At 62.2% G+C, this 22,389-nt stretch carries 16 protein-coding genes; 7 read left to right on the forward strand and 9 right to left on the reverse strand.

The genetic code is table 11. The features are described 5' to 3' along the window. On the reverse strand, positions 1–868 hold an 868-nt coding region (locus tag AC1D1Z_RS24225), incomplete at its 3' end, for a Tll0287-like domain-containing protein (protein ID WP_477851792.1). A 275-nt stretch (positions 869–1,143) separates the two neighbouring features. Between AC1D1Z_RS24225 and AC1D1Z_RS24230 the strand changes: the two genes are divergently transcribed. Next, positions 1,144–3,315: a CHASE2 domain-containing protein gene (locus AC1D1Z_RS24230; protein WP_477851794.1), complete on the forward strand. Its 2,172-nt coding sequence runs from the start codon at positions 1,144–1,146 to the stop codon at positions 3,313–3,315. A 5-nt stretch (positions 3,316–3,320) separates the two neighbouring features. Here the strand turns inward: AC1D1Z_RS24230 and AC1D1Z_RS24235 are convergent, their stop codons facing one another. Continuing rightward, the gene (locus tag AC1D1Z_RS24235) at positions 3,321–4,337 is read right to left on the reverse strand and encodes a FecR family protein (RefSeq protein WP_018446051.1); all 1,017 of its coding nucleotides are present in this window, start codon (positions 4,335–4,337) and stop codon (positions 3,321–3,323) included. Between the two features lie 252 nt (positions 4,338–4,589). Here AC1D1Z_RS24235 and AC1D1Z_RS24240 point away from each other — a divergent pair, with 252 nt between their 5' ends. Genes AC1D1Z_RS24240 through AC1D1Z_RS24265 form a run of 6 tightly spaced genes read left to right on the forward strand, consistent with a single transcriptional unit; the run spans position 4,590 to position 10,572 of the window. Then, complete coding sequence (locus AC1D1Z_RS24240) at positions 4,590–5,843, forward strand: sarcosine oxidase subunit beta family protein (RefSeq protein WP_018243577.1); 1,254 nt, start codon at positions 4,590–4,592, stop codon at positions 5,841–5,843. After that, positions 5,843–6,244 (forward strand): hypothetical protein, encoded by a 402-nt coding sequence (locus tag AC1D1Z_RS24245; protein ID WP_018243576.1) that lies wholly within the window; start codon positions 5,843–5,845, stop codon positions 6,242–6,244. The genes AC1D1Z_RS24240 and AC1D1Z_RS24245 overlap by 1 nt, the downstream gene beginning before the upstream one ends. Positions 6,245–6,256: 12 nt before the next feature. Further along, a complete protein-coding gene (locus AC1D1Z_RS24250; RefSeq protein ID WP_018446052.1) occupies positions 6,257–6,598 on the forward strand; it encodes a sarcosine oxidase subunit delta in 342 nt (113 codons plus the stop codon). Then, the gene (locus tag AC1D1Z_RS24255) at positions 6,595–9,588 is read left to right on the forward strand and encodes a sarcosine oxidase subunit alpha (RefSeq protein ID WP_477851798.1); all 2,994 of its coding nucleotides are present in this window, start codon (positions 6,595–6,597) and stop codon (positions 9,586–9,588) included. Before AC1D1Z_RS24250 ends, AC1D1Z_RS24255 begins: the two co-directional genes overlap by 4 nt. Next, positions 9,581–10,129, forward strand: a complete 549-nt coding sequence (locus AC1D1Z_RS24260; RefSeq protein WP_130653059.1) for a sarcosine oxidase subunit gamma — start codon at positions 9,581–9,583, stop codon at positions 10,127–10,129. Before AC1D1Z_RS24255 ends, AC1D1Z_RS24260 begins: the two co-directional genes overlap by 8 nt. A gap of 44 nt (positions 10,130–10,173) precedes the next feature. Beyond that, complete coding sequence (locus AC1D1Z_RS24265; protein WP_028733969.1) at positions 10,174–10,572, forward strand: VOC family protein; 399 nt, start codon at positions 10,174–10,176, stop codon at positions 10,570–10,572. A gap of 15 nt (positions 10,573–10,587) precedes the next feature. Here AC1D1Z_RS24265 and AC1D1Z_RS24270 read toward each other — a convergent pair whose 3' ends face one another. The 7 genes from AC1D1Z_RS24270 to AC1D1Z_RS24300 all read right to left on the reverse strand — a co-directional run bounded on the left by AC1D1Z_RS24270 (position 10,588) and on the right by AC1D1Z_RS24300 (position 22,191). Beyond that, positions 10,588–11,076: a MaoC family dehydratase gene (locus tag AC1D1Z_RS24270; RefSeq protein WP_018446055.1), complete on the reverse strand. Its 489-nt coding sequence runs from the start codon at positions 11,074–11,076 to the stop codon at positions 10,588–10,590. Between the two features lie 90 nt (positions 11,077–11,166). Continuing rightward, a complete protein-coding gene (gene glgX, locus AC1D1Z_RS24275) occupies positions 11,167–13,146 on the reverse strand; it encodes a glycogen debranching protein GlgX (protein ID WP_115157155.1) in 1,980 nt (659 codons plus the stop codon). A gap of 12 nt (positions 13,147–13,158) precedes the next feature. Then, positions 13,159–14,790, reverse strand: coding sequence for an alpha-D-glucose phosphate-specific phosphoglucomutase (locus AC1D1Z_RS24280; protein ID WP_477851801.1), 1,632 nt, complete (start codon positions 14,788–14,790; stop codon positions 13,159–13,161). Positions 14,791–14,796: 6 nt separating this feature from the next. After that, positions 14,797–16,239, reverse strand: coding sequence for a glycogen synthase GlgA (gene glgA / locus AC1D1Z_RS24285; protein ID WP_065278072.1), 1,443 nt, complete (start codon positions 16,237–16,239; stop codon positions 14,797–14,799). 3 nt (positions 16,240–16,242) lie between these two features. Beyond that, positions 16,243–17,505 carry a glucose-1-phosphate adenylyltransferase gene (gene glgC / locus AC1D1Z_RS24290; protein ID WP_477851804.1) on the reverse strand — a complete coding sequence of 421 codons (1,263 nt, stop codon included), beginning with the start codon at positions 17,503–17,505 and terminating at the stop codon, positions 16,243–16,245. Between the two features lie 19 nt (positions 17,506–17,524). After that, positions 17,525–19,732: a 1,4-alpha-glucan branching protein GlgB gene (gene glgB, locus AC1D1Z_RS24295; protein ID WP_047622416.1), complete on the reverse strand. Its 2,208-nt coding sequence runs from the start codon at positions 19,730–19,732 to the stop codon at positions 17,525–17,527. Continuing rightward, on the reverse strand, positions 19,729–22,191 hold the full coding sequence (locus AC1D1Z_RS24300; protein WP_477851806.1) for a glycogen/starch/alpha-glucan phosphorylase: 2,463 nt from the start codon (positions 22,189–22,191) through the stop codon (positions 19,729–19,731). The genes glgB and AC1D1Z_RS24300 overlap by 4 nt, the downstream gene beginning before the upstream one ends. Positions 22,192–22,389 lie beyond the last annotated feature (198 nt).

Raw genomic sequence — 22,389 nt, forward strand, 5'->3', positions numbered from 1 at the left:
CGGTATGGACGACCACGTCCTTCTGCCCGGAGAAGATGCTCTTGTAGATCTGCGGTGAGAGATAGCGCGAGATCTTCAGGGAAACGCTGGCGAGGAATTCGTTCGCCGCTTCCAGATCCCGGTTGGCGCTGTGGATGGTGCGCGTCTGCTGCCGCTGGAGCACAATGAAGCTGATGCCGATGAAGGCGACGAAAAGGAAATAGCAGAGCAGGTATTTGAAGGCGAAGACGTTGCTCGCATAGGGCTGCCGGATGATGACTTCCTGAATGCCGCGCACATCGCCCACCTTCCAATCGGTCTTCGGGCTTTCGGGATGGCCATTGTGGCAGGCAACGCAGGCCTGGCCCATGACGACAGGGGTGATGAGCCGCAAGGTATCGGTCAATCCGACACGGGTGAGGTCGTTCAGCGTCTGCTGCGGATTGGCGCGCAAGGCAGCGAGCGCATTCTTTTCGAAGTCGTCGAGCTCGTGGGATGCGCGGCTTTTGAACGGCAGGTCGGAGACGAAACGGTAGGTGATATTGGCCTGCTGCTCCTTGATGACGTCGCCGAGCTCCAGGGAAAGCGTGGCCGGCAGCGGGATGGCGCCTGGAATATTCGCATAATTGTGAGAGACGACCGTGCCCTCAGTCGTGCCGTTGGCGTGAGCGGCCAGAACGCGCCCCACGACATTCGTGGAATAATAGGAGCGGATGCTCGATATCAGCGAGCTCATATCGCGGGCCTGGCGGCGCAGGGTATTTCCCGAGAGATCGCTGATATCAAGCCAGACGGCGAGCGGCAGGCCTGCGAGCATTGCCAGCACGACGACAATCAGCCAATAGCCGCTGCGACGCGCGGCGGTTTCGGAAATCACGGCGACCTTCATTCTTCTCTCGAAAAAGCATCCGATTTTCGATCGTTACAAGAACATTTCGCCGCGCACCGGGCAAGGTCGAAGCCTCGTCGTCCAGGCAAAAGCCGGGTGAAAACTGGAGGCGTAGCCGTATTCATGGCGCTTCTCCGCCGCCCGGCGGAGGTGACCGAAAGGAGAGTGCCCCGGAACGCAGGTGCGAATGGCATTTGGATGGAAAGCGGCGTAGCCTGTCCGCCGGCAGGTGCGGGTCGCCCTGCCGGCCGTGGGAGGGGACACCCGGTGAGATCATGACGCGCGCGCAGCAAATCGGTGTCGTTCTCGGTCTGGCKATCGTGACTGCGCTTACGATCCTTCGAGCAAGTGATCCCGGGATCTTCAAGTTGATCCGCGGCGTGACCTTCGACGAGTATCAGCGGCTGGTTCCCAGGACCTTCGAGCCGATGCCGGTCCGCGTGATCGACATCGACGAGACTTCGCTGCACGAATTCGGCCAATGGCCATGGCCGCGGGACCGGATGGCGCTGCTGGTGGACCGGCTTTCGGAAATGGGCGCCTCGGCCATCGCCTTCGATATTCTCTTCGCCGAGCCGGACCGGCTGTCGCCGCGCAATGTCGTTCGCGAGGTCGCCGGGGTCGATCCTTCCCTTGCCGAGAAACTGCCTGATAACGACGAGATATTCGCCCGTGCAATTGCCGAAAAGCCCGTCGTGCTCGGCTTCGGACTTTCCAACGAGGGCAATTACCGGCCGCCGGTCAAGGCGGGTTTCGCCTTCACCGGCGAAAGCCCCGTCTCAGCCCCCCCCTATCTCGGTGCTTCGACGCCGTTGCGGCCGCAGTTGGAAGCCAATGCGGCGGGGCTCGGTCATATCAGCCTCAATCCCGGCAATCCCTCGCCGGTGGTACGGGCGGTCCCACTGTTCCTGACCGACGGCGAGCAGCTCTATCCGAATCTCGCGATCGAAGCGCTGCGTGTCGCACAGGGGGCATCGACCTACGTGCTATCAGGCGCACCCGATCGCGCCGGCATCATGACATCGGTAAAGATCGGGGATTTCGTCGTGCCGCTGACGGCGGCGGGTGAGCTTTGGCTCTATGTCACCCCCGACCGGGCGGAGCGTTATATATCCGCCCGGCAGGTGCTTGCGGCCGAAGGGGCCTCTCCAGATGTCGCCGCCGCCGTCGCCGGCAGCATCGTCTTCGTCGGGACATCGGCGGCCGGCCTGCAGGACATCCGCGTCACCGCGCTCGGCGAGAACGTTCCCGGCGTTTCGCTGCATGCGCAGGCCGTCGAGCAGATCCTTGCGGGCCGCTTTCTCTCGCGGCCCGACTGGGCGGACGGGCTGGAAATCCTGATGATCGCCGTGCTCGGATGCCTGCTCGTCGGGGTGACGACCTTCGTCAGTCCGGCCGTCGCGCTGGCCTGCGGCCTGCTGATCACAGCCATGGCGCTGGTGGCGTCCTGGCTCTCGTTTCTTTATGCGGGGCTTCTCCTCGATCCCCTGGCTCCGATCATCAGCGGATCGATCACCCATTTCGCCTCGACCTCGTTCCGGATCCTGGTGATCGACCGGGAGCGGCGCGAGGTGCGGCGCGCCTTCGGGCATTATCTTTCCCCGTCGCTGCTCCATCGCATCGAGCATTCCCGCGACGCGTTGCGCCTCGGCGGAGACGATCGCGAGCTGACGGTCATGTTCGTCGATGTCAGAAGCTTTACCGAAATCAGCGAGCGGCTGGCGCCGACTGCCGTGGTCGCGTTCCTGAATACCTTGCTCGATGCGCTGAGCCGCCATGTGGTGGCCAATGAAGGCACGCTCGACAAGTTCATCGGCGATTCGATCATGGCGTTCTGGAATGCACCCGTCGATGTGGCGGATCATGAAATCAAGGCCGTTCGCGCAGCGCTTGCCATGCGTGAAACGCTGGCCGAACTGAACGCCGGCGACGCCTTCGGCTTCGGGCCTGGACAGCAAGTCGGCATCGGCATCGGCATCCATACCGGTCTCGCCTGTGTCGGTAACATGGGCGCCAAGACCCGCTTCAACTATTCGGCGGTCGGCGATGCCGTCAATGTCGCGGCGCGCCTGGAGTCGTGCTGCAAGGAGGTGGGCTTCGATATCCTCATATCAGACAGCACGGCGAGATCGGTGCAGGGAATGGCGCTGATCGAGGCCGGCGCCATCCCGCTCAAGGGAAAGAGTAGCCGAACGCAGATTCTCGCCGTTGTCGGCGACGAGCGCGTCGCAGCCTCCGCGGAGTTCGCCGCGCTTACGGTCGTTCACGAGCAGCTGACGCAGGCGCTGCATTCGCATTCGRAAAACACGCGCAAGCTTATCGGCACGGCAAAGCTCAGGGCGGCGCAGGTGATCGGCGGGCTGGCAGAATTCTACCAGCGGATATCCGGCAGAAGCGATCACTTCCGCGAGGTGCCGGATGGCTTCGAGAAGAGCGTCGCCGATTGACGGCATCAGCGGTTGCGATTGAAATTCCGGCCCCTATCGTGGTTCCGGTCCCCATCACGATCGCGATCCTTGTCGTGATCGCGGTCACGGTCACGATCTCGATGATGCCCTTTATCGTGATAGTCGTGATCATCGTGCTGATCGTGATGTTCATGCCGGCCACGGCCATCATGCTTGTCGGGTTTATCCGGTTTGTCGTGATGCGGCTTGTCAGGCTTGTCAGGCGTGGCCGGCCGCTCCTTCTGCGGCTCGGCCTGCCGCTGCGGCGGATCTTGCCTCTGCGGACTGGGTGCCGGCGCCGGATCGCGAGGAGGCGGGGGGCGGTTTCTGTCTTTTCTTTCCGGCGCGACGGAGGCCATATTGCAGCCGCCGAGCATGCCGATGCCGCCGGCAAGCCGCTGATTGCCGGAGAGGAAGGGGAGGGCGCGCTGATTTCCGAGCGTCTCGAGGATGCTGGGATCGACCCGGCGTGCTGCCGACATATCGCCGTTCGGCTTGGCCACCACGCAATCGCAGCGCTGCTGCAACTGCCGGCAGCCGCCCGGACCGCAGAAGCGGGCTGCGCCGTTCAGCAGCACGACGGCGGTCGTGCCATCCGGGCCGACGTAGAAATCGAAAGCGGTGCCGCGTACGCCGATCGTGCCGGCCGGTGTCAGGATCTGGTAGGCCGAAGAATTGGAACTGCCGCTGACCCAGCGGAATGTACCCTTTGCCGCCCTGATGGTGAGTTTCTTGACCGATTGGGAATCATCGAAGACATATTTGTCGATGACGACCGACGAACCCCAGCCGACCGCGAGCTTCGTGCCGTCACGAAACAGGAACTGGCCAAGCCCGGATTGAGATGTCTTGATGCGCTCGTTGCGATGGACGCTGGTGTCGACCTCGATCGGGCCGCTCTGTCCCGTCACTTCCGTCTTGATGACGACAGCCTGGCCGACCGGCTCGGCGGCGGGTGCCGGCGATGCGCTGCTTAACGCGATGCAAAGCGTCGCGACTGATACTGAGCGCCAACCCCACATGATACACGTACCCCGGAACACGCGATTGTTAACATTTTAGCAATTGCTTGTCTTCTAACCCTATTGGGTTAGGTCGCCGGCCGACGGTTAGCGGAAATGCCGCGGCTTGCGTCTTCCGCTTGAAGCGGCATTCTCTTCGGCGTGTCGAAACCAAAGCTCTCGCGCGTCGCAAAAGAACCGTTGTGCCGCATTTGGATTTGCGATTTGTATGAGCGCGGAGAACAAGCCCTTTCCCGAAGGAGAAGAAGGCGGATGCGGAAATATTCGGTTTTTGCCGTGGCACGGGAGGCCCTTCGTGGCCACAAGGGTTGGGAGAAGCAGTGGACTTCGCCTGAGCCACGCGCCGAATACGACGTCGTCATCATCGGTGCCGGCGGCCACGGGCTGGGTGCTGCCTACTATCTCGCCAAGGAGCACGGCATCACCAATGTGGCGGTGATCGAGAAGGGCTGGCTCGGCGGCGGCAATACCGGGCGCAACACCACCATCATCCGCTCGAACTATCTCTACGAAGAGAGCATGCACATCTACGAGCATTCGATGAAGCTCTGGGAGGGGCTTTCCCAGGAGCTCAACTACAATGTGATGTATTCGCCGCGCGGCGTGATGATGCTCTCGCACAATATTCACGACCAGCAATCCTTCAAGCGGCATATCCATGCCAACCGGCTCTACGGCATCGACAATGAATGGCTGACACCGGAGCAGGCGAAGGCCTATTGTCCGCCGCTCGATATCTCGGCCAGCGCGCGCTACCCGATCAACGGGGCGGCACTGCAGCGGCGGGGCGGTACGGCGCGGCACGACGCCGTTGCCTGGGGTTATGCGCGGGCGGCTTCAGACCGCGGCGTGCACATCATTCAGAATTGCGAAGTGACCGGTATCCGGCGCGGTCCGGACGGACGGGTGACCGGGGTCGAGACCTCGCGTGGCTTCATCGGCGCCAGGAAGGTGGCGGTGTCGGCGGCCGGCCATACGACCACTGTCATGCAGATGGCTGGCGTGCGCGTGCCGCTGCAATCGAGCCCGCTGCAGGCGCTGGTTTCCGAACCACTGAAGCCAATCTTTCCCTGCGTSGTSATGTCGAACACGGTGCAYGCCTAYATCTCSCAGTCCGACAAGGGMGAACTSGTCATCGGCGCCGGCACCGACCAATATAATTCCTATTCCCAGACCGGCGGGCTGCAGATCATCACGCACACGCTCGACGCCATCTGCGAGCTCTTCCCGATGTTCCGGCGCGTCAAGATGATGCGGCAATGGGGCGGCATCGTCGACAATACGCCGGATCGTTCGGCGATCCAGTCGAAGACGCCGGTTCCCGGGCTTTACGTCAATTGCGGCTGGGGCACCGGCGGCTTCAAGGCGACGCCGGGCTCGGCCAATCTCTTCGCGCATCTGATTGCCCGCGACGAGCCGCACAAGTTCAATGCCGGCTTGACGCTGGACCGTTTCCGCAGCGGCCGGCTGATCGACGAGGCGGCGGCGGCGGCGGTGGCGCACTGATGTGGACGGCGGCTCTCCTCGCAATCGGGATCGACGGCGCGGCCATGCCGGCTGGTGACGTCTTTCCCGGCGCCGAGGATTTCCGCCTGCAGAAGATCCACAGGGCTGCCGGCGAAAGCGAGTGGCCCTTTGTCGCCGAGAGCGGCACGCTGCTTTGCGCGATGATCCTGCGCAAACCAGCCGTCTATTTCGTGCCTGAGGTCGGCGGAACGCCGGGACGTGCCTTCGTGATCGACAACGATATCGCCAAGATGGCTTTTGCGAATATCGGCATGACCGATGTGCTGGAGCCCTACGACAATTTCGAACAGCTTCTCAAGCGCCTCATTCCCTACGTAACGATGGGAAAGCGTCTCTGCAATCAACCTCCGGGAACCAATGTTTCCGGATCGGAACTCTAAGACGGGTAACACATGCTGCTGATCTATTGCCCATACTGTCAGGAAGAGCGCTCCGAGCTCGAATTCCGTGGCGCAGGTGACGCGCATATCGCGCGGCCCACCGACATCGCCTCGATCTCGGACGAGGAATTCGAAGCCTATTTCTTTCTGCGCGACAATCCGAAGGGGCTGATCTTCGAACGCTGGCGGCACATTCACGGCTGCGGGCGCTTCTTCAATGCAGCGCGCGATACAGTAACCGACAAGTTCATCATGACCTACAAGGCGGGTGAACCGAAGCCTGAGATCGGCGCGGCGGCCCAGCAGCATGGGCCCGTCGAAACATATGAAGCCGTGGAAGGAGAGGCGCAATGAGCGGCGTGAACCGTATCGCCGGCAAGGGGCGCCTGACACCGGCCAGAACCGCGCGCTTCAGCTTCGACGGCAAGAGCTATACGGCGCTCGAAGGCGATACCGTCGCCTCGGCGCTGATTGCCAACGGCGTGCATCTCGTCGGCCGTTCGTTCAAATATCACCGGGCCCGCGGTATTCTGTCTGCAGGGGCCGAAGAGCCGAACGCGCTGATCGACGTTGCCCGCGATACGGCGCGCAAGCAGCCGAACGTGCGCGCCACGGTGCAGGAAGTTTTTGACGGCATGATCGTCAACTCGCAGAACCGCTGGCCCTCGCTTGCCTTCGATGTCGGCGCGGTCAACAATCTGATGTCGCCGTTCTTCGCCGCTGGCTTCTACTACAAGACATTCATGTGGCCGCGCGCCGCCTGGAAACACGTGTACGAACCGCTCATCCGTCGTGCCGCCGGCCTCGGCGTCGCGCCGACGGAGGAGGATCCGGACCATTATGCCAGCCGCTATGCCCATTGCGACGTGCTGGTGGTCGGCGCCGGCGTGGCCGGGCTTTCGGCGGCGCTCGCCGCCGCCGAGACCGGTGCCCGGGTGATGCTTTGCGACGAGCAGGCGGAAGCGGGCGGGGCGTTGCGTTATGATACCGGCGTGACGATCGACGGACAGGACGGCAATAGCTGGGCACAGAAGGCCGTGGCGCGGCTGGAGGCGATGGACAATGTCGAAGTGCTGGTCCGCACGACCGCTTTCGGCTACTACAACCACAATTTCGTTGGTCTTGCCGAGCGCGTCACCGATCATGTCGCCAAGCCTTCCCGTGATCTGCCGCGCGAGCGGCTTTGGCAGGTCCGGGCAAAGCGCGTGATCCTCGCCACCGGCGCGATCGAGCGTCACATGGTGTTTCCGAACAACGATCGGCCGGGCATCATGCTGGCCTCAGCGGGGCGGATGTATCTCAATCATTACGGCGTCGCGGTCGGGGCCAAGGTCGGCATCTACACGGCGCACGACTCGGCCTATGAGGCGGCCTTCGATCTGAAGCGGGCTGGTGTTTCGATCGCCGCCATCGTCGATAGCAGGCAGGCGCCGGGAGCGGCGGTGCTGGCCGAGGCGCGTGCACTCGGTATTGATGTTCTGGCCGGCCAATCGGTCGTCAACACGGCCGGGCGGCTGCGCATCTCCTCGATGACGGTGGCGCGCAACGGCGGCGGTTCGCCGCGCAAGATCACGGTCGATGCGCTGCTGGTTTCGGCCGGCTGGACGCCGTCGGTCCATCTCTTCTCGCAGTCGCGCGGCAAAGTGGCCTTCGATGCCGAAAGTCAGCGATTCCTGCCCGGCTCCTATGCCCAGGACTGCCTCTCGGTCGGCGCCTGCAACGGCACCGACGACCTGCAGCGGACGATCGAAGAGTCGCTTGCCGCCGGAGAGCTGATGGCGCAGGCCACCGGCAGAAGCAGCGGTGAGAAGATCGCAATTTCGGCCGAGCAAGCCTATGACTGGACGGGCGGCATGATCGGTGCTGCCGAAGGCGCCGGGCCGAAGACCAACGCCAAGGCCTTCATCGATTTCCAGCATGACGTCTGCGCCAAGGATATCCGCCTTGCCGTGCGCGAGGGCATGCATTCGATCGAGCATATCAAGCGTTTCACGACCAACGGCATGGCCTCGGACCAGGGCAAGCTCTCCAACATGCATGGCCTGGCGATTGCCGCCGAAATGCTCGGCAAGGAAATCCCGCAGGTCGGACTCACCACTTTCCGCGCGCCCTATACGCCGGTCACCTACGGTACGCTGATCGGCCATTCGCGCGGAGAACTGTTCGACCCGACACGCAAGACGCCGCTGCACGATTGGGAAGAAGCGCATGGCGCGGTCTTCGAGGATGTCGGCAACTGGAAGCGTGCCTGGTTCTATCCGCAGGCCGGCGAGAGCATGCACCAGGCGGTCGCTCGCGAATGCCGGACGGCTCGCGAGGCGGCTGGTATCTTCGACGCCTCGACGCTCGGCAAGATCGAGGTGGTGGGGCCGGATGCGGCGGAATTCCTCAACCTCATCTACACCAATGCCTGGGACACGCTGAAGCCCGGCAAGGCCCGCTACGGCATCATGACTCGCGAGGACGGCTTCGTTTATGACGACGGCGTTGTCGGACGCCTGGCAAACGACCGTTTCCATGTGACGACGACGACCGGCGGCGCGCCGCGCGTTCTCCATCACATGGAAGATTACCTGCAGACGGAATTCCCGCATCTGAAGGTATGGCTGACCTCGGTGACCGAACAATGGGCTGTCATCGCCGTGCAGGGGCCGAAGGCGCGCGAGATCGTCGCGCCGCTGGTGGAAGGGCTCGATCTTTCGAACGAGGCATTCCCGCATATGAGCGTTGCCGAGTGCACGGTCTGCGGCGTGCCGGCGCGGCTCTTCCGCGTCTCCTTCACCGGCGAAACCGGTTTCGAAATCAATGTGCCGGCCGATTACGRCCAGTCGGTACTCGAAGCGGTCTGGGCCAATGCCGAACCGCTCGGCGCCTGCGTCTACGGCACGGAGACGATGCACGTTCTTCGCGCCGAGAAAGGCTACATCATCGTCGGGCAGGATACCGATGGGACCGTAACTCCCGATGATGCCGGACTTTCCTGGGCGGTTTCGAAGAAAAAGACGGATTTCGTCGGTATTCGCGGGTTGAAGCGGCCGGATCTCGTCAAGGACGGGCGCAAGCAGCTCGTCGGCCTCGTCACCAAGGACCCGAAGCTGGTGCTCGAAGAAGGCGCGCAGATTGTCGCAAGCCCGAACGAGCCGAAGCCGATGACCATGCTCGGCCACGTCACATCTGCCTATTGGTCGGAAAATTGCGGCAGGTCGATCGCCTTTGCGCTCGTCGCCGGCGGCCGGGCGCGGATGGGCGAGACGCTCTATGTACCGATGCCGGACAGGACGATCGCCGTCGAGGTGACGGATCTGGTGTTCTTTGACAAGGAAGGGGGCCGCATCCATGGCTGATGTCGCAATTCGCAAACCGGCGCTTGCCGGACGTCTCGGCGGCTCCGCAACGGTGCGGCTGACGACCGCTCCCACTGCCAGCCGGGTGGCGCTACGCGCGCCGGCGGAATCGCTCTCGGCACTTTCCTCGGCACTCGGCCTGACGTTGCCGGATGCCCCGAAGACATCCGGCCGGGCCGGCGCCCGATCGGCGCTCTGGATTGGGCCGGACGAGTGGCTGGTGATCGACGAGGCCAGTGCCGATCTGATGGCAACACTTTCGGGTGTCGGCACGCTGCATTCGGCGACCGACGTTTCCCACCGCAATCTCGCGATCATCGTCTCGGGACCGGGTGCTGAGGCGACGCTTTCGGCCGGCTGCCCGCAGGATCTGTCGCTTTCTTCCTTTCCGGTCGGGGCTGCATCGCGCACCGTTTTCGGCAAGGCGGAAATTGTGCTTTTCCGCACGGAAGAAGACACGTTCCGGGTGGAATGCTGGCGGTCGTTTTCGGATTATGTCTTCGGGCTGCTGAACGAGGCGGCTGAAGACGTGAGGCACTGAGCCTCAGCGAATCGCCGGCGTGCGCTCATTTAAGAGGTAAACGAATGCTGCACCATGCCTCGCTCGGCGTTTCCGATATCGAGCGGTCGGCGGCATTTTACGATGCTGCCCTTGCCGCGCTCGGTTATATCAGGGTCTGGGACGATATCAGGCCGGGGCAAACAGGGCAGGCAATCGGCTACGGCCTTCCCGGCGGCGGGGACAAACTGGCGATCAAGCATCGTCCGGACGGCCAGCGTGCGCCTGGCCCGGGTTTTCATCTGGCGTTTGCCGCGCCGAGCCGCCAGGCAGTCGATCAGTTTTATGCGGTGGCAATCGCGCAAGGCGGCAGTGACAATGGCCGTCCCGGCCTGCGGCCCCATTACGGTGAGCACTATTATGCGGCGTTCGTCATGGATCCCGACGGACACGCGCTCGAAGCCGTGTTCAATTCGGCCGAGTAACAAAAGCAGTTTTGCTCAAACGTCGTCGGGACGGTCCTTCGGGTCGAATTGGATGATGGTGATCCACTTTGCTGTCAGCGCCGGCTTCTTCTCGTTTTCGATCTCGATCGTGACGTCATAGGTGGTCATCAGCATGCCGGCGCCGCGGAAGCGGGCTTCGGCGAGCAGGAAGCGGCCGCGGACGCGGGCGCCGCTTTTCACCGGCGTCATGAAGCGGACGCGGTCGAAGCCGTAATTGATGCCGAGGGTCTGCTCGCGCACTTTCGGCAGACAGTTGTAGTTCATCGTCGACAGCAGAGACAGTGTCAGGAAGCCATGGGCGATGGTTCCTCCGAAGGGACTCTCGGCCGCCGCTCGCTCAGGATCGACGTGGATGAACTGATGGTCGTCAGTCGCCGACGCGAAGGCGTCGATCATCGTCTGGTCGACGGTGACCCAATCCGAAAGGCCCGTTTCCATGCCGATCAATCCCCGCACGTCGGAGAGTGAAATTTCCGTGACCATTAATTCCTCGTGAAACAAGCCGCTGCGGCAAAGCCTTATCGTGCATTTGTGACGATTGCGACAAGGATTTGGGTGAGGGAGGGGAGGCGGTCAATTTTCTACGAAAAAGGCGACGGAGCGTGGCTCGACGGTTACGGGGCCAGTAGTTTTCTTTGCTCCATCCGACGTCAACTGGCGCCAGCCCGGTTCGCCCGTAGAGGGAAGCGTGAAAAATTGGCGGTTCCCCGAGCGGTTGAAAAGCACGCCAAGCCGGGTCTGCCTGCCGCGCGCGGAGCGGTCGCCGGTCGATAGTAACATTCCGAGGGTGGAAAGCGACGGCGTCTTCCATTCGGCAACGGTCATCGGCTCGCCGGAAAGCGAAATCCATTCGACATCGCCATTTCCCGCCAGGAAGCCCATTTCGGAAAAGACGGTGAAGCGGCGACGCAACCCTGCAACGAAGGCAGTATGGGCGATGAGACCCTCGTCCAACGCCTTCCAGTCCAGCCAGGTGATCTCGTTGTCCTGGCAATAGGCGTTGTTGTTGCCGTGCTGACTGCGGCCGCCCTCATCGCCCGCCGTCAGCATGATGCTGCCGCGGGTGGCAAAGAGCGTTGATATCAGCGCCATCACATCGTCCTGGCGACGCTTGCGGATCGTCGGGTAGACGGTTTCTCCCTCGACGCCGTTGTTCCAGGAGTGGTTCTCATTATGGCCGTCACGATTGTGTTCGCCGTTGGCGTCGTTGTGCTTTCCGGCATAGGAGACGAGATCGATCAGCGTGAAGCCGTCATGGGCGGCGAGGAAATTGACGCTGCGCGTTTCCTTGCCGTCGTTGCGGGAGAAGATGTCGGAGGAGCCGGCGAGGGCGGTTGCCAGCGAGCCGGTCTTCCAATCGTCTCCGCGCCAGTAGCAGCGCAGGTCGTCGCGAACCCGGTCGTTCCATTCAAGGAAGGGCAACGGGAAATTGCCGAGCTGGTAACCGCCCGGGCCGATATCCCAGGGTTCGGCGATCATGATCCGGTCGGCCAGCACATCGTCGGCCAGGATCGCGGCAAGTGTTCCGCCGTCGCGCTCGAAGCCTGTCGCGGTGCGTCCGAGCACTGGGGCGAGATCGAAGCGAAAACCGTCGATGCCGGCGTTGAGCACAAAGTGGCGCAGACTGTCGATGACGAGGCGGCGGACCTTAGGATGATCGCAGGCGAGCGTGTTGCCGGTGCCCGTGTCATTGACGAGTTCGCCCGGCCAATTCTGGGCGTGGCGATAATAGTGCAGGTTGTCGAGTCCGCGCAGCGACAGCGTCGCGCCGTAGCGGTCGCTCTCGCCGGTATGGTTGAAGACGAGGTCGAGGATGACGGCGATGCCTTCGGCATGGAGAGCCGCGACCGTCTCGCGCAATTCCGTCATGCCGCCGGGGACGAGCCGCGGATCGAGCGCCATGAAGGCAACGGGATTGTAGCCCCAACCGTTGGTAAGGCCGAGCGGCGGCAGGTGGCGTTCATCGATCCAGGCGGTTATCGGCATCAGTTCGACGGCATCGACCCCGATCCGCTTCAGATGCGCGACGACGGAGGGATGGGCAAGCGCTGCGACCGTGCCGCGCTGGGCCTCCGGCACGTCGGGATGGAGAATGGTGAAGGGCCGCACCGCCACCTCATAGATAAAGCCGCCCGGTTTGAAGAGCGGCTTGCTGATCGCGGCTGGGGTATCGGTGGTGACGATCGCCTTCGGCATCAGATCCTGGCTGTCCTCGCCATAGATGCCGAGGCGGGGATCATAGCGGAACGGCCTATCGATCTCCTTGGCGTAGGGATCGATCAGCAGTTTGGAAGGATCGTACCAGAGGCCGTTGTCGGGCGCGTAGATACCGTCGGCGCGATAGCCGTAGCGCGCGCCCGCCTTCAGTCCGTCGACAAACAGATGATGGATGTGGTCGCTGTCGCGCGCCATCGGCAGGCGCGCGAATTCCCTGTTGCCGTCATCCTCGAAGAGGCAGAGTTCGATCTGTGCGGCATGATGCGACCACACGGCAAATTCGACGCCGGTCTCGAAGACGATCGCGCCGGCTTGCGCCGAACTGCTTCCCCGCATGTTCCCCCCGGATCAGGTGATCACGGTTGGCGCGTCGCGTCCCGTGCGTTCCTGAATGCTGGCAATGCTTTCGGCGGCCGCGATCAGATCGGCGAGCGCTTCCTGCGTTTCGATGTTGTGGCGAGTCGAATCCGGCTCGTAGCGCTCGATATAGACGCGCAAGGTTGCGCCAGACGTGCCGGTGCCGGACAGGCGGAAGACGACGCGGGAGCCGCCTTCGAAGAGCACGCGGATACCTTGATGCTCGCTCACCGATTTGTCGATCGGATCGTGGTAGGCGAAGTCGTCGGCCTTCTCGACCTTCAGGTTGCCGAAGCTCTTGCCGGGCAGGGTGGAAAGCTGGCTGCGCAGATTGTCCACCAGGCCGTTTGCGGCATCGGTGTCGAGGCCTTCGTAGTCGTGGCGTGAATAATAATTGCGGCCGTAGGTCTGCCAGTGCTGGGTGACGATATCGGCGACGCTCTCGCCACGCACGGCAAGAATGTTCAGCCATAGCAGCACGGCCCAGAGGCCATCCTTTTCGCGGACGTGACTGGAGCCGGTGCCGGAGCTTTCCTCACCACAGATCGTCGCCATGCCGGCGTCGAGCAGGTTGCCGAAGAACTTCCAGCCGGTCGGCGTTTCATACATGCCGATGCCGCGCTTTTCGGCGACACGGTCGGCCGCGCCTGATGTCGGCATYGAGCGGGCGATGCCGGCAAGGCCGCCCGAATAGCCGGGGGCGAGATTGGCATTGGCGGCAAGGATCGCCAGGCTGTCGGAAGGGGTGACAAAGATGCCGCGGCCGATGATGAGGTTGCGGTCGCCGTCGCCGTCGGAAGCGGCGCCAAAATCGGGCGCGTCATCGCCCATCATCTCATCGAAGRGTTCCTTGCAGTGAACCGGGTTCGGATCGGGATGATGGCCGCCGAAATCCGGCAGCGGCATGAAGTTGCGCACCGAGCCCGAGGGAGCGCCGAGACGATTTTCGAAGATTTCCTTGGCATAGGGACCGGTGACGGCGCTCATCCCGTCGAAGGCAATGCGGAAGCCGAGGCTGATCAGATTGCGGATGGCGCCGAAATCGAACAGCTCTTCCATCAGCGCAGCATAGTCCTCGACCGGGTCGATGACTGAGAGGATCGTGCCGCCTGGAAGCTCGTCCTTGCCGATGCGGTCGAGATTGACGTCTGCGAAATCAGCAATCTTGTAGCTGTCGATCGTCTTGGAGCGCGCATAGATCGCGTCGGTGATCTTTTCCGGCGCCGGGCCGCCATTGTTGATGTTGTATTTGATGCCGAAGTCTTCGGTCGGCCCGCCGGGATTGTGGCTGGCGGAGAGGATGATGCCGCCGAAAGCCTTGTATTTGCGGATGATGTGGGAAGCGGCCGGCGTCGACAGGATGCCGCCCTTGCCGACCATGACCTTGCCGAAGCCATTGGCCGCGGCCATCTTGACCGCCTTCTGGATGACCTCGCGATTGTAGTAGCGTCCGTCGCCGCCGATGACGAGGCACTTGCCCTGATAGCCTTCCAGCGAATCGAAGATCGACTGGATGAAGTTCTCCGCATAGTTCGACTGCTGGAAGACCGGAACCTTCTTGCGCAGGCCCGACGTGCCGGGTTTCTGGTCCAGATAGGGCGTGGTGGGGACGGACTTGATCATTTTAGTTCACATGCCTTTCGAGACGAGGCTTGAATAGAGGGCAGCGTAGCGTTCGGCGCTCTTCTCCCAGGAGACATCCGATTTCATGCCCTGCTTTTGCAATTGGGTCCAGAGTTTTCGGTCCTGATAAAAATGCATCGCACGGCGGATTGCCTGTAGCATGCCTGTTTCGGTTACGGGCGCAAATTGTATGCCGGTTGCGACTTTCGCCGCAAGTGCGGCGTGATTGGCGTCGATCACCGTGTCATTCAAACCGCCGGTGCGGGCGACGATCGGCACGCAGCCGTAACGCAGGCCGTAAAGCTGGGTCAGGCCGCAGGGTTCGAAGCGCGAGGGGATGATGATCGCATCGCAGCCGGCCTGCATCAGGTGCGACATCGGCTCGTTATAGCCGATCGAGACGCCGATGCGGCCGGGATGGCGGCTGGCGGAGGCGAGCAGCGCGCCTTCAAGTGCAGCTTCGCCGGAGCCGAGCACGACGAGCTTGCCGCCCATGGCGACGATCTCATCGGCGACATTGGCGACGATATCCATGCCCTTCTGCCAGGTGAGACGGCTGATGACACAGAAGATCGGGGCGTCGTCATTGTCGAGGCCGAAGAATTCGGCGATCGAGCGACGGTTCTCCTCGCGGTTCTTCAGCGTCGTCGGGCCGTAATGGGTGTGGACGACAGGATCGGTCGCCGGGTTCCAGATATCGGTGTCGATGCCGTTGACGATGCCATGCAGATCGTCGATGCGGCCGGCGATGACGCCCTCCAGCCCCATGCCGAATTCCGACGTCAGAATCTCATCGGCATAGGTCGGGCTGACCGTCGTGATCGCATGCGCAGTCTTGAGGCCGCCTTTGAGGAAGCCGACAGTACCGTAATATTCGATGCTTTCGGTGGCGAAGGCATGGGCAGGCAGGCGCAGGCCGGGAAAGATCTCGGAACCGAACTGGCCCTGGAAGGCGATGTTGTGGATGGTCAGTACGCTCGGAAGTTCCAGCGTCGGATAATAGCGCATATAAACCGACGTCAGCGCCGCCTGCCAGTCGTGGGTGTGGACGAGATCCGGCCGCCAGCCGGGCAGCAGGCCGGCGGCGATCTCGGAGGCAGCGAGCGACAGGGCGGCGAACCGACGCCAGTTATCGGGATAGTCCTTGCCGAGCGGATCGAGATAGGGCCCGCCCGGCCTGTCGTAATAGGCCGGCGCATCGAGGACGAGCAGATCGAGGCCCTCGTGCTGGACCTCGAGCACGGTCGCCCGCTCACCGAGCAGGTCGGGGAATTCGAGCCTGACGACCGGATCGCGAATGACCTTCATGACGGCGGGATAGCCGGGTAGAAGGGTCTTGGTCTCGACCCCGAAGGCTTTCAGAGCAATCGGCAGGGCGCCGGACACATCGGCCAGACCCCCTGTCTTGATCAAAGGGAAGACTTCGGACGAAACCGAAAGAACTTTCATAAGTTAGATATCCAGCTTGTCGATCATCGGTTGGGTGATCAGGCAGATGCCGCTTTCCGTCCGCCGGAAGCGCTTGGCATCGAGCTCGGGATCCTCGCCGACGACCAGACCTTCCGGAATGACGACGCCATGGTCGATCACCACATTCTTGAGCTGCGCGCGCCGCCCGATCTTCACGTTCGGCAGGATGACCGCCCCTTCCATCTTGGAGAAGGAGTTGGCCCTGACACCCGTGAAGAGCAGGCTGTTGTTCAGCATGGCGCCCGAGATGATGCAATCGCCTGACACAACGGAGGAGGTGGCCGAGCCGCGGCGATCCTCGTCGTCATGRACGAATTTCGCCGGCGGGGTGATCTCGGCATAGGTCCAGATCGGCCAGGACTTGTCGTAGATATCAAGCTCCGGAACGATCGCCGTCAGGTCGATATTGGCTTGCCAATAGGCGTCGATCGTGCCGACGTCGCGCCAGTAGGGTTCGTGCTCGAAATCCGAACGGACGCAGGACTTGGCGAAGCGGTGAGCGACCGCCTTACCGTTCTTGACGATATAGGGGATAATGTCCTTGCCGAAGTCGCGGCTCGAGGTCGGGTCGGCGGCGTCGCGGCGTAGCGCATCGAGCAGGAACTTGGTGTGGAAGACGTAGATGCCCATCGAGGCGAGGGCGAAATCCGGCTTGTCGGGAATGGGCGGCGGATCGGCCGGTTTCTCGACGAAGGCGATGATCTCGTCCTTGTCGTTGACATGCATGACGCCGAAGCCGACCGCTTCCATGCGCGGCACTTCCAGGCAGCCGATGGTGACGTCGGCGCCGGAATCGACGTGCTGCTGCAGCATCCATTCGTAGTCCATCTTGTAGACGTGGTCGCCCGCAAGAATGACCATGTATTCGACGCCGTAATCCTGGATGATGTCGATGTTCTGATAGACGGCGTCGGCCGTGCCCTCGTACCATTGCGTCTCGGAGACGCGCTGGCTGGCGGGCAGGATATCGAAGCTCTCGTTGCGCTCAGGGCGGAAGAAGTTCCAGCCGCGCTGCATGTGACGGATCAGCGAGTGCGCCTTGTATTGCGTCGCGACGCCAATGCGGCGGATGYCGGAATTCAGGGCGTTCGACAGGGCGAAATCGATGATGCGGGCCTTGCCGCCAAAATAGACGGCCGGCTTGGCGCGCCGGTCGGTGAGTTCCTTGAGACGGCTTCCCCTACCGCCCGCCAGGACATAAGCCATTGCATCACGGGCAAGTGGCTGAACGCGTTTTTCTACCATTTTCTCCTCCCACCAGTCACTAATTTTCAGGTTCAAGCATGATTGTCGCCAAGGGCGGCAAGGTAATCGAGCAGGTGATGTTGCCGCCGGCATCGACGGCCTGCACGCGCCCGCCGTTGCCCTTGCCGCTGCCGCCGTAAATGTCGGCATCGGTGTTCAGGATTTCCCGCCAGCGGCCTGCGGACGGCAGGCGGATCGAGTAGTTCTCGCGGTAGACAGGGGTGAAATTGGTGATGACGGCGACCGGCTTCTGGCCCGGCGCCTTGCGCAGCCAGGCAAAGACGGAATTCTGGTGGTCATCGGCGACCAGCCATTCGAAACCTTCGCCCTCGCAGTCACGCTCATGCAGTGCCGGCTTGCTGCGATAGGTGAAATTGAGGTCGCGCACCAGACGCCGCATGCCCTCGTGCATGCGATACTGAAGCAGGTTCCAGTCGAGCGACTTCTCCTCGCTCCACTCGCTCCACTGGGCGAATTCCTGGCCCATGAACAGCAGCTTCTTGCCGGGATAGCCCCACATATAAGCGTAGTAGGCGCGCAGATTGGCGAATTTCTGCCAGTCGTCGCCCGGCATTTTGGCGATCAGCGAGCCTTTTCCGTGAACAACCTCGTCATGCGAGAGCGGCAAGACGAAATTTTCCGAATAGGCGTAGAGCAGGCCGAAGGTGAGCTCGTTGTGGTGGTGCCCGCGGTAGATTGGATCGCGGCTCATGTAGCTCAGCGTATCGTGCATGAAGCCCATATTCCACTTGAAGCCGAAGCCGAGGCCGCCTTCATGGACGGGCTGCGAGACCTTCGGCCAGGAGGTCGATTCCTCGGCGATGGTCATGACGTTGGAATGATTGCCGTAGAGGCGGATGTTGAGATCCTGCAGAAAACGGACCGCTTCGAGGTTCTCGTTGCCGCCATATTCGTTCGGGATCCATTCGCCGTGCTTGCGGGAATAATCAAGGTAGAGCATCGAGGCGACGGCATCGACACGCAGACCATCGAGATGGAATTTTTCGGCCCAGTAGAGCGCGTTGTTGACGAGATAGGAAACGACCTCGGTGCGGCCGAAATTGTAGATCGCCGTGCTCCAGTCCGGGTGGAAGCCCTTGCGCGGGTCTTCGTGCTCGTAGAGTGCCGTGCCGTCGAACCAGCCGAGACCGTGCTCGTCGGTCGGGAAGTGCGCCGGCACCCAGTCGAGGATGACACCGATGCCGACTTTGTGGCAGCCATTGACGAAACGGGCGAAACCTTCCGGCTCGCCGAAACGCGCGGTCGGCGCGTAGAGGCCGGTCGTCTGGTAACCCCAGGAGGGATCGTAGGGGTACTCGGTGATCGGCAGGAATTCGATATGGGTGAAGCCCATGTCGGCACAATAAGGGATGAGGCTGGAGGCGAGTTCGTCCCAGGACAGCATCGTGCCGTCCTGCCGGCGTTGCCAGGAGGCGGCATGCACCTCGTAGATCGAGATCGGCTGGCGGCGCTTGTCGGTCTCGCGCCAGTGCTTCAGATGGGCCTCGTCTTCCCAATCCTGCACCAGTTCGGCGGCGGCGATGGAGGCGGTCTTCGGTCGGAGCTCGCTGCGCCGCGCGAAGGGATCGGCCTTCAGCGGCAGCAATACGCCGTCCTGGCCGCGGATCTCGAACTTGTAGGCGACGCCGATCGGTACGTCAGGGGCAAAGATTTCCCAGATGCCGCTATCGGAGCGGAAGCGCATCACGTGGCGACGGCCGTCCCAATTGTTGAAATCGCCAACGACGGAAACGCGCTGTGCGTTCGGCGCCCAGACGGCGAAATGGATGCCCTGGGCGCCGTCATGCTTGATGAGGTGGGCGCCCATCTTGTCGAACAGCCGCAGATGCGAGCCCTCGCGGGCGAAATAATCGTCCATCGGTCCGAGCACCGGACCGAAACTGTAGGGATCGGTGACTGCCCATTCGGCATCGCCGCGCCGGGCACGGTAACGCACCGGCTGGAGCTTCGTGAGGGAAACCGGGCCGGCAAAGACGCCGTCAGCATGAAGCTGTTTCAGCTCGCCGATGACGCTGCCGTCGAGCGTCATGGCGGTCACCTCCTCCGCGCCCGGAATAAAGCACCGGGCGACGAAGGCGTCGCCGGCCTGGTGCACACCCAGGACGGCAAAGGGATTGGAATGCGAGCCGGCAAGGATCGCCGTGATTTCATCTGCCGAAATTTCCCAGGAAAGCTTTACTTCAGGGACGGTCTTCGGCGTTTTCATCCGGCTCTCCAGATTTCGTCTGCATATTGCCTGATGGTACGGTCGGAAGAGAACCAGCCCATCCGCGCCGTATTGTTGATTGTCTTGGTGTACCAGGCGGACTGGTTGGTCCAGATCTGGTCGACTTCCCGCTGGGCCTGGGCATAGGCGTCGAAGTCGGCAGCGACCATGAACCAGTCATGCGAATAGATGCCGTCTATCAGCGCCGTGTAGCGATTGCGGTCATCGGGCGAGAAGACGCCGGAACCGATAGCGGCAAGCGCCTGGGCGAGTTCGCGCGATCCCTCGATGATGGCGCGAGGATTGTGGCCATCACTGCGGACCTTCGACACCTCGTCGGCCTTGAGGCCGAAGATGACGATGTTGTCCTCGCCGACATTGTCGCGCATCTCGACATTGGCGCCATCGAGCGTGCCGATCGTCAGCGCGCCGTTCAGGCCGAACTTCATGTTGCCCGTGCCGGACGCTTCCATGCCGGCGGTCGAGATCTGCTCCGAGAGGTCGGCGGCCGGAACCATGACTTCGGCGAGCGAGACATTGTAGTTCGGCACGAAGACGATTTTCAGCAGGCCGCGTACCGACGGATCGTTGTTGATCGTGCGGGAAACGTCGTTGATCAGCTTGATGATGAGCTTGGCATTGTAATAACTCGGCGCCGCCTTGCCGGCGAAGAGTTTTACGCGCGGCACCCAGTCGAGCTCGGGATGCGAGCGGATCTGGTCGTAGAGCGCGACGGCCTCGATGATGTTCAGCAGCTGGCGCTTGTATTCGTGGATACGCTTGATCTGGATATCGAACATCGCCGACGGATCGAGCTTCACACCCATGCGGCTGGCGACGAGGTTGGAGAGTGCCACCTTGTTGGCGCGCTTTACCGCTGCGAACTTCTGCTGGAAAGCCGGATCGGAGGAATGCACGTCGAGCGCACGCAGCTTCTCGGCATCATCGAGGAATTCGTCGCCGATCGCCTCGCGGATCAGGCCGGTGAGGCCGGGATTGCACTGCTGCAGCCAGCGGCGCGGCGTGATGCCGTTGGTCTTGTTGTTGATGCGGTCGGGATAGAGCTTGTGCAGGTCGGCGAAGACGGTGACCTTCATCAGGTCGGTGTGCAGGGCCGAGACGCCGTTGATCGAATGCGAGCCGACGAAAGCGAGGTTGCCCATGCGCACGCGGCGGTCGCCGCTTTCATCGATCAGCGAGATCGAGCGGATTTCCCCGTCGGAGAAGTTCTTGCCCTTGCGGGCATCGATCAGGATCTTGGCATTGATCGCATAGATGATCTGCATGTGGCGCGGCAGCAGACGCTCGAACAGCGGCACCGCCCAGCTTTCCAGCGCTTCGGGCAGAAGCGTGTGGTTGGTGTAGGAGAAGGTATTGCGGGTGATTTCCCAGGCTTGATCGAAGTCCATCCCGTGTACGTCACAGAGCAGGCGCACGAGTTCGGCGACCGAGACGGCGGGGTGGGTGTCGTTCAGCTGGATCGCCACCTTGTCTGGCAGCGAGGTGAAATCGTCATATTGCTGCAGATGGCGGCGCAGGATGTCCTGCAGCGAGGCCGACGAGAAGAAGAATTCCTGGCGCAGACGCAGTTCCTGGCCGGCCGGGGTGGCGTCGGCAGGATAGAGAACCCGGGTAAGGCTTTCGGCCTTGTTGCTTTCGCGCAGCGCCCCGATGTGGTCGCCGGCGTTGAAGGCATCGAGCAGGATCGGATCGATCGGTTGCGCCGACCAGAGGCGCAGCGTGTTGACGCGCTTGCCGCGCCAGCCGACGGCCGGCGTGTCGAAGGCGGCGGCGATGACGCGCTCGGCCGGTTTCCAGACGTAGCGCGGCTGGTCGTCATGGGTGGTGATGAATTCGACGGCGCCGCCGAAGCCGATTTCATAGGAGCTTTCGCGGCGCTCGAATTCCCAGGGATTGCCATGGGCGAGCCAGTTTTCCGGCAGTTCCACCTGCCAGCCGTCGGCCAACTGCTGGCGGAAGAGGCCGTGAACATAGCGGATGCCATAGCCATAGGCCGGAACGTCGACAGTCGCCATGCTCTCCATGAAACAGGCAGCCAGACGGCCGAGGCCGCCGTTGCCGAGTGCGGCATCCGRCTCCAGGCCGGCAATGACGTTGACGTCGACGCCGAGCGAGGCGAGCGCATCGCGCACCTCCTCCATCAGGCCGAGGTTCGAAACGGCGTCGCGCATCAGGCGGCCGATCAGGAATTCAAGAGAAAGATAATAGACGCGCTTGGCGCCGGTTGCATAAACCTCGCGGGTGGACGCCATCCACCTGTCGATGATGCGGTCGCGCACCACCAGGATCGTCGCCGTCAGCCAGTCATGCGGCTTTGCCACCTTGGCATCCTTGCCGATGCGGTAGGTCAGACGTTCGATGATTTCTTCAGCGAGAATTTCCGGCCTTGAACTGCGAGGGGCGGGGGAGGGGATGATCGGCTTGGAAACAGTGTTCATCGTCAGGTCTCGCCAATTTTAATTTTGTTTCAGGATGTTATGCCTGATTCAATCAATTTGTCGCTTGCGCAGCCGACAGTTTATGCATCGTTACTAAGCACTTGCAACAAAGGATTTGGACAAACGAAAAATTTGCGAAACCTTCATATTCACACGGGTTGAGGGGGTTGTTTTCAATCGCTTTTCTCGTTCTGATGG

This window comes from Rhizobium sp. P1_E1 (assembly GCF_056406015.1).